The sequence below is a fragment of the Corynebacterium sp. HMSC073B01 genome, assembly GCF_001838255.1.
GTDB classification, from domain to species: Bacteria; Actinomycetota; Actinomycetes; order Mycobacteriales; family Mycobacteriaceae; genus Corynebacterium; species Corynebacterium jeikeium_D.
Genome location: NZ_KV836131.1, coordinates 1 through 10,101 on the forward strand (window position 1 = coordinate 1; position 10,101 = coordinate 10,101).

The following is a 10,101-nucleotide window of genomic DNA, read 5'->3' on the forward strand; positions in this document are numbered from 1 at the left end:
CAAACACATAAACTGCCTGGCCACGCTGACCTCCAGATACATTACACACACCCCACCAAAGACACAAAACCCCAGGTAAAATAGAGAAAACCACCACAAGCCACCACTGGAGAATCACTCCCTACGGTTCTGAAGCATCCAGAACCGAAGACTTGCGATGGTTTTCCGCACCGCGTGTTTAACTAGCACCGTGCGCTTAGCCGTTAGCCACTGACCAGAGGCCAACAATCACTAGCTAACCCGTTCAACCGATGCGCCAAGAGAATTGAGTGTCTCTACGAAGCCCGGGTAACCGCGATCAATGTGATAGACATCGTGCACCTCAGTGACGTCACCTTCTTCAGTGCACAGTCCAGCAAGCACTAGTCCCGCTCCGGCGCGAATGTCCGAAGACCACACAGGTGCCGAACTCAACGTTTCCTTTCCGCGAATCATCACGTGATGACCATCGATAGTCGCGTCAGTGCCGAGGCGAATCATCTCGTCGACAAACCGGAAGCGCGACTCAAAAACGTTCTCGGTAAGCACCGACGTCCCTTCGGACACCGCAGACAGAGCAATGGCCATGGGCTGCATGTCCGTCGGAAAGCCAGGGTAAGGCAGCGTTTGGTAGTTCACACCCTGCGGACGCCCGTCCATACGCACGCGGAAGCCCTGCGGGTAGGTCTCGACCTGAGCGCCTGCGTTCTTCAGTTTTTCCAGAGGAAGGTGCAGGTATTTAGGGTTAATGCCAACGACCGTAATATCGCCGCCGGTCATCGCTGCAGCATAAGCCCAGGTCCCTGCGATAATTCGGTCGCCGACGACCTTGTGCTCAGTCGGGTGCAGCTTCTCGACGCCCTCAACCGTGATGGTGTTAGATCCCGCACCCGAAATCTTGGCGCCCATCTCCACGAGCATCTCGCAGAGGTCGACAATTTCGGGCTCACGGGCGGCGTTATCCAGCACAGTCGTACCTTCCGCTAGTACGGCCGCGGTCAGAATATTCTCGGTCGCGCCGACGGACGGGAAGTCCAGCTTGATGTTCGCCCCCTTGAGTCGCCCCGCCTCAGCCACCACGCAACCGTGGTGAATATAGGTGCGTGCTCCCAATTTCTCCAGGCCAGCCTGATGCATGTCCAGCGGGCGGGAACCAATAGCGTCACCACCGGGCAGTGCGACAATCGCGTTACGGGTACGCGCCGTCAGCGGCCCGAGCACACAGACCGAAGCGCGGAACTGGCGCACGGCATCGAAATCGGCGTGATGCGAGAGTTCTTCGGGCACCGTGATTTCAATCCGGTCGCCCTCGCGCGTCACGGAGCAGCCGAGCCCTTCGAGGACCTTTTGCATCAATGGCACGTCGTCAATTTCAGGGCAGTTCGTCAGTACTGTCGTGCCCTCGGCGAGAAGCGCCGCACCCATCAGTTTCAGAACCGAGTTCTTCGCCCCGGAAATCTGAACCTGACCATTTAGCGTCGCTCCGCCTTTAACCAGAAATCGCTCATTTCCCACTCCCCCAGCCAACCACATTTCGCAATATCGCGCTTAGGCTTGAAGCTATGAGCGTTCATCTAACTCGCATTTACACTCGCACCGGCGACGACGGCACCACTGGATTATCCGATTTCAGCCGCGTTCCCAAGGATGATTCTCGCCTTATCGCCTACGCCACGTGCGAGGAGGCCAACGCCGCACTCGGCCAGGCGCTCAGTTTCGGCACGCTTGACGACGAAATCTCGGCTGTCATTCGCTACGTGCAGAATGACCTATTTGATGCCGGAGCCGACCTGGCAACACCTATTGAAGAAAACCCGAAGTACCCGCCGTTGCGTATCGAGCCGGATTACATCGAGCGACTCGAGCACTGGTGCGACCAATTCAATGAACAACTGCCGAAACTGGATTCCTTCATCCTCCCGGGAGGCACACCAGCCGCAGCACTGCTACACACAGCTCGGGTGATTACTCGCCGAGCCGAGCGTGCAGCATGGGCTGCCTGCCGCGAATTTCCCGAAACCACCTCAGTCCTACCGGCGAAGTATCTCAATCGCCTGTCTGACCTGTTGTTTATTCTTTCGAGAGTGGCCAATGACGGAAACGACGTTAAGTGGATCCCCGGTGGTGAGCGCGAAGCCCAGCGGCAAGCAGGGGGTAAGTAGCGGAGCAAGTAGCAGAACTGACTACCCCAATACCCGCGGGTTTGGGCGCAAAGGAACCGTCGTCAAGCGGTTTACGGCAGTGCGCCGATGCGACGGGCCGCGTTGACGGCCTCGTAGCGAGTATGGGCGCCCAGCTTGCGCATTACGGAGCGGAGGTAGGACTTAACCGTCTCGGCACCGATGCCCATTTCCTCTGCGGCCTCGACGTTGGTGTGACCGAGGGCGACACAGGCGAGAACATCGAGCTCACGAGCCGACAGCTTGGTGGTCTGCTTGACGCGAACCGGGGTGACCATCTGGTCACAGAGCACCTCGAGTTCCTGGCGCAGCTTCTCGTCATCCACACGGTTAGCGAGCATGCGCAGCTTGGAGTGCGTGGAACGAACCTGCTCCCACTCAGCGCCATTCATGATGCGGCCGCCCTTACCGTTGCCAGAACGATCCATGTTGCGGCAGGCATCGACGACAGCGAGGTCCTGCTCCAGGCAACGGGCGGTCATTGTGACCTCTTCAAGAACCTTGTCCCCCAGGCGCACCGAGGAGTGCACGCCACCGTAGAGCACGCCACGGACAAGACGCGAAACGATCACCGGCACGGCGACCAGCGAGTGCAGGCCTTCGTCACGAATCTTGTCGTCATACTCATGGGTAATAACCTTGGCGCGCAGGTAGTCACTGACACCCACCGGGCGGCGCGTGGCCAACACGCGACCACCGACACCCGCACCCGATTCCACAGTCAGATTCTGCAGGGCCGGAGTACGCAGGCCAACCCAGTTGTTGATCTGCATCTTAGAGTTATCGGTGACTTCCGCATACATTGTGACCGGAATACCAGTCGCATTCTTTAGGGCGACCAAGGACGACTTAATAACCTCATTGTCGTCCAGAATGCGGTGGGGATCCATCTCGCGTCCTCCTGCGTAACGGGCAAATTGCTTCACTGGCACCCACAGAGGCACCATCAGCCTGTGACTTCGCGCCGACTTACACTCCTACGAAATGGCCAACTACCGCTCAGCGGCCACTGACCCTTTCGGGGGCTGTAAACCGTACAAAGTAGATAGTACCCTCCGAACGGGTACACCTGCATTAAGGCATCCGTCACACAATCTTAGGAAACAACTAGGTTTCTCTACAAGTACGTAAAGAAAATACCAGGATAAATCCTGTCATTAGCCCCGCCTCGGCCGAATAAATACAAGGCAGGGGGTAGCTATTTTTCCGCTAACAAACTGCGTGAATGTTAATAACAGAGGGTAATGAACGGCGTTTTACCCCCAATGCGGACATTTTCGAAAAAGACCTTCGCTTATTTTGCATCGTGCGCTATTGTCATACATGCAACAGGTTTTGTTGAGTTCCACTTTCAATGCTACGTCCTCCACGTGGTTGTCCGAAGGTGGTGCACAGCAAACGCAAGAGGGAATCCGGTGCAATTCCGGAACTGTCCCGCAGCGGTAATCTGGAACAAAATTCGCCAACGGCACTGAGGTTATTTCAACCTTGGGAAGCGGCGAAAAGTAGGAAAATTGATAATAAGGATCTGCACGTAAGCATTGAAGCTTGCGGCAGTCGTCATCCCCTTATTGTCGGTCACGCCAGAAAGTCCGAATACCTGCCTGATGCGCCGAGGGCACTGCAAAGTGTCACGGCCACGGAGATCGCCCGCGGACAGGTGTGACGTGAAATGGAAGCGAAGAAATGCGACAGCTTCGCCTATATTTCTAGGCCTATTTTCATAGGCATTACGCCCTGCCCGCGGGCGTTTTTCTCATTTTTAGCGCGGTTTAGCTGCACATATCGATGAGCTATTCACCAACCAAGCCACTCGCCTAAACATCCTCTGGATGGCACACATCTCGCCCAATCGCCTTGGAGACCACGGGCGCCCAGGGCAAAGCCAGTCGAGCATGTTCGACCAACCGTCGATCGGCCAAAATTTCTTCCTTGGCGCCGACGCGCAGTTTGCCGTCGGCAAGCACCGCTGCCCTATCGGCGAAATTCCACGCGAAGTCGATGTCGTGCGTGGCGACGACGACGGCAGTGCTCTGATCGCGCAATTGATTGAGCGTGTGTGCAAGCTTTCGGGTCGCCTGCGGATCGAGGCCGGCGGAGGGTTCGTCGAGAAGCAACACACGTGGGTGCATCGCCAGCGCGCCTGCGAGAGCGACGCGCTTGCGCTGACCATAGGAAAGCTGGTGCGGAACGCGTTCGGCGAGATCGGTGATTTCGGCGGTACCTAGGGCCTCCCGGACGCGCCGCTCGACTTCCTCGTTCTTAAGCCCCAGGTTGACGGGACCGAAAGAGACGTCTGCAAACACGCTAGCCGCGAAGATTTGCTCATCCGGATCCTGCGTGACCATCTGTACTGAGCGGCGGACCGTATTGCGGCCGTGCCGGGAGTACTTGTAGGCGGTGCCGTCAAGGCGAACCTCACCACTATTGGGCTTAGACGCTCCCGCGAGCATACGCAACAGCGTGGACTTGCCAGAACCGTTTGCCCCCAACAGCGCTAGGCGCTCGCCACCCGAAATTGCCAGATCCACGCCTTTCAGAACGTGGGTTTCGTCGTAAGCGTATGTAACTGCAGCCGCTTCGACAATGACACCGTTGGCACCATGTACGTGATCAGCGCGATTTTTCCTGCTGCTCGACATCCCTATACACCCCATTTCAGCAGCGCCCAGGCCGCAATCAACGACAAAAGTAATGCACTGGATATCACGATGAACTTCGGCTGCCTGGGCCGCGAAATCACCAGTACTTTCATTGCGCTCGGATCGGCGCGCAGCTCGATTCCCTCTTGCATCTTGCGCGCGCGGGTAAAGGCAATGACAAAGAGGCTGGCGGACTGTGCCGCTACATCTCGGATCATCGCCCGGCGCGTGGAGTGTCCCAAGCGTCGTGCTTGCGCTTCCGTCATCGAGTGTGCGGAGTGAATCAGCACGCCGGTCATCCGGTAAATCACCTCGGCGAGGTACGTCAAGTATCGCGGCAAGCCGTGCTTGTCGAGCCAGGCAATGAGCTCCGAAATCGGAGTGGTCAGCGCAAAGACCATCGTGCAGCTGATACCCGCAAACGAACGCATCACAACCTGCGCCATTCGCTGCGGGCCATCCGGCGACCACGCGAGACCGTCGGGAGTAAGCGCTACCAAAAGCGGAAACGCGCCGACGAGCACAAAAGCCGCCGGTGCCAGCACCATTGCCACATACAGCTTGCGGGGCACTCGGGCTATGTACGCAATAGACCAAGCAATGACCGCAATGACAGGCGCAAAGGGAATTGGCGGTAGCGCAACCGCCAGAATCAGCAGCCCACCGAGCAGCAGAATCTTTTCACCCACGTTGCGGCGTGCCCAAGCGCTGCGCGCCGCTGCAGCTTCTAGCGCATTCACTGCTCTTTCTCGCGCTTGTCCGAACGCGCAGCAGCCTTCCCTCGGTAGAAGCCAATAACGTAGAACAGGACGCCAGCACCGATAACGGCCTGGAGCGCGAACAGACCCGACTCGACCTCACCCGGCAGCTCGCCGACGAGTGGCTCGAACCACGGCTCGTAGTTCGGGTCGATTTCCTGAATTGTCTCCGTAGCGGTGGCATCAGTGCCGGCGAACGGCTCCTCGGCGTCGTCGTCCCCGTAGTTGAAGAACAGCGGGAACATGGCAATTACGACTACCAGGACAATGAGACCAACGCTGACCCACACGGAGTTCTTCTTCGGCTGGCTAGCTGCCTGTGCGTCGACAATCTGCGCGTTGTTTTTTGCATTCATAATCGTGCTCTCTTTCGCTTCTTTTCGCTTGACGACGGCTACTGCTTCTGGCCAGATACGGATGCAGCTGCCGCATTCTGCGAAGTGACAGATCCTGCAACAGCGTCAGCCGTGGCTTCTGCAGCTTTCGCCTCCAGCGCCGGTGCTGGCGCATCACCGAAGCGGGACAGGAAGCCGAGATCGAGGAGCTCAGAATGTGCCACGGCCAGCAGGGTGCGCATGAGAATGACGGTGACCAGAGCCTCGATGATCGCCAGCGGAATCTGCGTGATAGCGAACAGGCCGAGGAATGTAGCCAGAGCGCCGCCGACACCGCCCGGGTTTGCCGGGTGTGCAAGAGCGAGCTGCATGGAGGTCACCACGTAGGTGGAGAGGTCAGCCAAGAACGCTGCCATAAACACACCTGGTAGTAGGCCTCCGCCGAGCTTTCGAGTCAATACGTAGAAGGCGTAGCCGACCCACGGGCCGACGATTGCCATGGAGAAGATGTTCGCACCGAGCGTCGTAATGCCGCCGTGAGCGAGCAAGATTGCTTGGAAGAGCAACACGATGGAGCCAAGCAGCGCCATCACCGGAGGTTTGAAGATTACAGCACCAAAACCTGTACCCGTCGGGTGCGAAGTGGAACCCGTCACGGATGGAATCTTGATTGCGGAAAGCACGAAGGTAAACGCGCCGGCAGCACCGAGCAGCATGCCGCTACCGGGATGTTCTTTCATAGTGCGCTTGACTTGAATTGCGCCGTGAATGACAAAGGGAGCGGCAGCTACGCCCCACCCAATGCAATGAGTAACTGGGAGAAATCCCTCAGCAATATGCATGATGTAAATCATCTTTCTACGGCGCTATTCACCTCGACAGCACCGCTCGACCGCCAATCCGCGGACGCGAATTGGATGATTTACAGTCGGTCTCCTGGCTGATGGGCTGAGGAAAGCTTCACACTTCTATTAATGCTTCGTCTCCTTCCCCAAAGGTTTGAGTCCCCCTGAGTGGCTTCGACGAAGCACCGCAATCGCTGAGTCCATTGTCTGCGTTTTCCGGTTGTCGCATATAACCGCTGTGCAGATAAGGGCCGCAATCGCGCCCAATCACAGTGGCGAGGGCCGCTGCCTATTTACAAGGCATTCCCGTGCACTGTAAATCACGTCTCAGAATAGTGGATTCTAAGAAACTTTAATGCTCTTTACCCTCACAATGGAGGTAAGGACGAGCAAGGCAATGAGATAGCGTTAACGTGGCAAGAGCAGGAGCATTGCGACAATAGCGGTGCGACTGCGACGACGCCGGCCGCGGCGACTATGACGGTGGCAACACCGGAACTGACAGCTTCCACTTCCCTACGCAAGCCATAAAATAGACGAACTGGTCTGTACTAATTGCAGGATCAGGCGTACACTACGGCTACACGCGAAAACTCATTAGGAAGTCCTCTGTGATTTCCGGAATGGATAAGATTAATGACTATTTATAACGATGTCACTGAACTGATCGGCAACACCCCGCTGGTTAAGCTCAACCGTGTTACCGAGGGCCTGCCGGGCAACGTGATTGCCAAGCTGGAGTTTTACAACCCTGCCAACTCGGTCAAGGACCGCATCGGCAACGCAATTATCGATGCCGCCGAGCGCTCTGGCGAGCTCAAGCCGGGCGGAACCATCGTCGAGGGTACCTCGGGCAACACCGGTATCGCGCTGGCAATGGTCGGCGCAGCCCGCGGTTACAAGGTCATTCTCACTATGCCGGACACCATGAGCCAGGAGCGCCGCGTCGTTCTGCGCGCATTTGGCGCTGAGCTTGTACTCACCCCGGGCGCGGATGGCATGCGCGGCGCTGTCGATAAGGCCAACGAAATCGTGGCTAACACCGACAATGCAATCCTGGCTTCCCAGTTCGCCAACCCGGCCAACCCGGCTATCCACGAGGCAACCACTGGTGAAGAAATCTGGGAAGCTACCGACGGCAAGGTTGATTACTTCGTGGCTGGTGTCGGCACCGGCGGCACCATTACCGGTGCTGGTCGCACGCTGAAGAAGCACAACTCGGACATCAAGCTGGTTGCCGTTGAGCCGAAGGCCTCCCCGCTGCTGACCGAGGGCACCGCCGGCCCGCACAAGATTCAGGGTCTGGGCGCAAACTTCGTCCCAGAGGTTCTCGATCAGGAGCTTCTCGACGAGATCATTGCGGTTACCAACGAGGACGCTATTGAGGTCTCCCGCAAGGTCGCTGCAGCCGAGGGCATCCTCGGCGGCATTTCTGCCGGTGCAAACATCAAGGCTGCTCTCGAGATTGCAGCCCGCCCGGAGTCCGAGGGCAAGAACATCGTCGTGATTGTTCCTGACTTCGGCGAGCGCTACGTCTCCTCCATCCTGTACGAGGATCTGCGCGACTAAGACCAAGCGCTATAAACGCCCGTAACCTTCTCTGCAGAGCCCGCTAGCTGGCACTTTCCGTCGGCAAGCGGGTTTTTTCATTGCCCACACTTCCGACCAGATAGAATTGACGCCCATGAGTGACTTTTTCCGAATCCTCAAAGAGGATCTGGACAATGCCCGCGCGCACGACCCAGCTGCGCGCAGTGATGTAGAAAATGCCATTGTCTACTCCGGCCTACACGCAATCTGGATTCACCGATTCTCGCACCGCCTCTGGAAACGAGGCGGGATTTCCAAGGGCATTGCACGAGTACTCGCACAGTTTTCCCGTTGGCTGACTGGTATTGAGATTCACCCGGGCGCTCAAATTGGCCGAAGGTTCTTCATCGACCACGGTATGGGCATCGTCATTGGCGAAACCGCAGAAATCGGTGACGGCTGCATGCTCTACCACGGCGTGACGCTTGGCGGCCGCTCACTGGAGAAGGTAAAACGCCACCCCACCCTGGAGGACAACGTCACCGTCGGAGCAGGTGCGAAAGTCCTTGGCCCCATCACAATTGGTGCAGGCTCATCAGTCGGCGCCAACTCCGTGGTCACCCACAGCTGCCCACCCGATTCCATCGTGATAGGAATTCCGGGCCGCGTACGCCCTGCCAAGCCCGACGAGCACAAGCCGTTGTGCGATCCGGCGGTGTACGTCCAAGGTGACGGGGACTTCATCTAGCCCCGCCCTAAAACTAGCTCTACATACAAAAGCCGGCCGGCTGCTCTTCCTATCGTGAGCAGCCGGCCGGCTGCTTTGTGCGTTCTTTGCCCTTCAGCGACTAGTCAGCCAGTAGATCCTGGTATTCCGGGTTTTTCTCCACGAAGTTGGCAACAGCGGAGCAGCTGGTGCGAATCTTTCGGTTGTTCTTCCGAACATCATCCAACGCGCCTGCGATAAGCGGCTTGGACAGGCCTTGTCCACGGAACTTGCCATCTACAACCGTGTGGTCAAAGTCCAGGGCACCTTCCACCGGGGTGTAAGCGGCAAAGCCGGCCTCTTCTCCCTCCACGGTGAGAACGTAGCGCTGACCGGCCTCATCATGCGAAATAGTGTGTGCCATTTTCGGAATCACTTCCCTCTCATGGTTGTGAAGCGTCGTCATTGCAAACGACTCTTAGGATGTAACCCAGATAACAGCTCTCGCTTCGGATTAATTCCGAATCCCGGCTAGTTCTGCACTAGCGGGGGTTCGCCCGGGTGCTCGTCGGCACGCCCGACAGCGACACGGCACGGGACATCGCCCTTCGCGACCTTAGTCGCAGCCTCCCCCTCTGCCCACCCCGGGCTGACGGCCTCAGCGAGCGGGCCTGCCAGATCCGCCATTTCGCAGTGAGACAGCCCCGGAGCCACCACACTGATGCGGTAACGCTTCCGATCCCCCGGATCCATGCCCGGGTTGGCCTCCGCCCACAAATCAGCGAGCGAAGAGGTGCGCCCCACATCGGGCATGACATCCTCGTAGACGTTGACTTCCTGATCCGGAATCAGTTCCGCGAGCACCCCACGAACCTTCTCAGCAGCCGATTGGCTGCCCTCAGCATCCGTGTAGACGAAGATGCGCACGACCCACGGCAGCGTCTTATCGTGGGACAGCGTTCCTGCTGAGGCGAATTCCTTACTCATGCACAACATCCTATCCGCTAGGGTGTGTACGCGGTTTAATTTCCCCCACTTTAAGGCTTTCGCACGGCTCGATGCACTGTGCTTTACGACGATCCCCGCGACAAACAGGGTTAAGTGACAAAAAGTGTGTCTGATTTTC

11 protein-coding genes and 2 riboswitches are annotated in these 10,101 nt (G+C 57.7%); of the genes, 3 read left to right on the plus strand and 8 right to left on the minus strand.

The window, feature by feature from the left end; all coding sequences use genetic code 11:
* Window positions 1–231: 231 nt before the first annotated feature.
* Window positions 232–1,494: a UDP-N-acetylglucosamine 1-carboxyvinyltransferase gene (gene murA / locus HMPREF2849_RS00005; RefSeq protein WP_224433880.1), complete on the minus strand. Its 1,263-nt coding sequence runs from the start codon at window positions 1,492–1,494 to the stop codon at window positions 232–234.
* A 47-nt stretch (window positions 1,495–1,541) separates the two neighbouring features.
* Here murA and HMPREF2849_RS00010 point away from each other — a divergent pair, with 47 nt between their 5' ends.
* A complete protein-coding gene (locus tag HMPREF2849_RS00010; RefSeq protein WP_049173053.1) occupies window positions 1,542–2,141 on the plus strand; it encodes a cob(I)yrinic acid a,c-diamide adenosyltransferase in 600 nt (199 codons plus the stop codon).
* A gap of 71 nt (window positions 2,142–2,212) precedes the next feature.
* Here the strand turns inward: HMPREF2849_RS00010 and ramA are convergent, their stop codons facing one another.
* The 5 genes from ramA to HMPREF2849_RS00035 form a co-directional block, all read right to left on the minus strand.
* Window positions 2,213–3,049, minus strand: coding sequence for an acetate metabolism transcriptional regulator RamA (gene ramA, locus HMPREF2849_RS00015; protein WP_005511953.1), 837 nt, complete (start codon window positions 3,047–3,049; stop codon window positions 2,213–2,215).
* Window positions 3,050–3,524: 475 nt separating this feature from the next.
* Window positions 3,525–3,782, plus strand: a riboswitch (cobalamin riboswitch).
* Between the two features lie 194 nt (window positions 3,783–3,976).
* On the minus strand, window positions 3,977–4,801 hold the full coding sequence (locus HMPREF2849_RS00020; RefSeq protein WP_070549913.1) for an energy-coupling factor ABC transporter ATP-binding protein: 825 nt from the start codon (window positions 4,799–4,801) through the stop codon (window positions 3,977–3,979).
* A gap of 2 nt (window positions 4,802–4,803) precedes the next feature.
* Entirely contained in the window at window positions 4,804–5,541 is a 738-nt protein-coding gene (cbiQ, locus tag HMPREF2849_RS00025) for a cobalt ECF transporter T component CbiQ (protein ID WP_070549912.1), read from the minus strand.
* Window positions 5,538–5,915: an energy-coupling factor ABC transporter substrate-binding protein gene (locus tag HMPREF2849_RS00030; protein WP_049173058.1), complete on the minus strand. Its 378-nt coding sequence runs from the start codon at window positions 5,913–5,915 to the stop codon at window positions 5,538–5,540. The genes cbiQ and HMPREF2849_RS00030 overlap by 4 nt, the downstream gene beginning before the upstream one ends.
* Window positions 5,916–5,953: 38 nt before the next feature.
* A complete protein-coding gene (locus HMPREF2849_RS00035; RefSeq protein WP_083295726.1) occupies window positions 5,954–6,736 on the minus strand; it encodes an energy-coupling factor ABC transporter permease in 783 nt (260 codons plus the stop codon).
* 66 nt (window positions 6,737–6,802) lie between these two features.
* A riboswitch (cobalamin riboswitch) is annotated at window positions 6,803–7,072 on the minus strand.
* 303 nt (window positions 7,073–7,375) lie between these two features.
* Between HMPREF2849_RS00035 and cysK the strand changes: the two genes are divergently transcribed.
* Both cysK and epsC read left to right on the plus strand, forming a co-directional pair.
* On the plus strand, window positions 7,376–8,308 hold the full coding sequence (cysK, locus tag HMPREF2849_RS00040) for a cysteine synthase A (protein WP_049173059.1): 933 nt from the start codon (window positions 7,376–7,378) through the stop codon (window positions 8,306–8,308).
* Between the two features lie 115 nt (window positions 8,309–8,423).
* Window positions 8,424–9,017 (plus strand): serine O-acetyltransferase EpsC, encoded by a 594-nt coding sequence (gene epsC, locus HMPREF2849_RS00045; protein WP_049190263.1) that lies wholly within the window; start codon window positions 8,424–8,426, stop codon window positions 9,015–9,017.
* Window positions 9,018–9,117: 100 nt separating this feature from the next.
* Here epsC and HMPREF2849_RS00050 read toward each other — a convergent pair whose 3' ends face one another.
* On the minus strand, window positions 9,118–9,399 hold the full coding sequence (locus HMPREF2849_RS00050; protein ID WP_042388192.1) for a GNAT family N-acetyltransferase: 282 nt from the start codon (window positions 9,397–9,399) through the stop codon (window positions 9,118–9,120).
* A gap of 107 nt (window positions 9,400–9,506) precedes the next feature.
* Window positions 9,507–9,962 (minus strand): hypothetical protein, encoded by a 456-nt coding sequence (locus tag HMPREF2849_RS00055; RefSeq protein WP_049190265.1) that lies wholly within the window; start codon window positions 9,960–9,962, stop codon window positions 9,507–9,509.
* Window positions 9,963–10,101 lie beyond the last annotated feature (139 nt).

Bases quoted from the DNA above. Each gene is read 5' to 3' on its own strand.
- HMPREF2849_RS00010 (WP_049173053.1), top strand. From the start codon at position 1,542: ATGAGCGTTCATCTAACTCGCATTTACACTCGCACCGGCGACGACGGC.
- ramA (WP_005511953.1), bottom strand. From the start codon at position 3,049: ATGGATCCCCACCGCATTCTGGACGACAATGAGGTTATTAAGTCGTCC.
- HMPREF2849_RS00020 (WP_070549913.1), bottom strand. From the start codon at position 4,801: ATGTCGAGCAGCAGGAAAAATCGCGCTGATCACGTACATGGTGCCAAC.
- HMPREF2849_RS00030 (WP_049173058.1), bottom strand. From the start codon at position 5,915: ATGAATGCAAAAAACAACGCGCAGATTGTCGACGCACAGGCAGCTAGC.
- HMPREF2849_RS00035 (WP_083295726.1), bottom strand. From the start codon at position 6,736: ATGCATATTGCTGAGGGATTTCTCCCAGTTACTCATTGCATTGGGTGG.
- cysK (WP_049173059.1), top strand. From the start codon at position 7,376: ATGACTATTTATAACGATGTCACTGAACTGATCGGCAACACCCCGCTG.
- epsC (WP_049190263.1), top strand. From the start codon at position 8,424: ATGAGTGACTTTTTCCGAATCCTCAAAGAGGATCTGGACAATGCCCGC.
- HMPREF2849_RS00050 (WP_042388192.1), bottom strand. From the start codon at position 9,399: ATGGCACACACTATTTCGCATGATGAGGCCGGTCAGCGCTACGTTCTC.
- HMPREF2849_RS00055 (WP_049190265.1), bottom strand. From the start codon at position 9,962: ATGAGTAAGGAATTCGCCTCAGCAGGAACGCTGTCCCACGATAAGACG.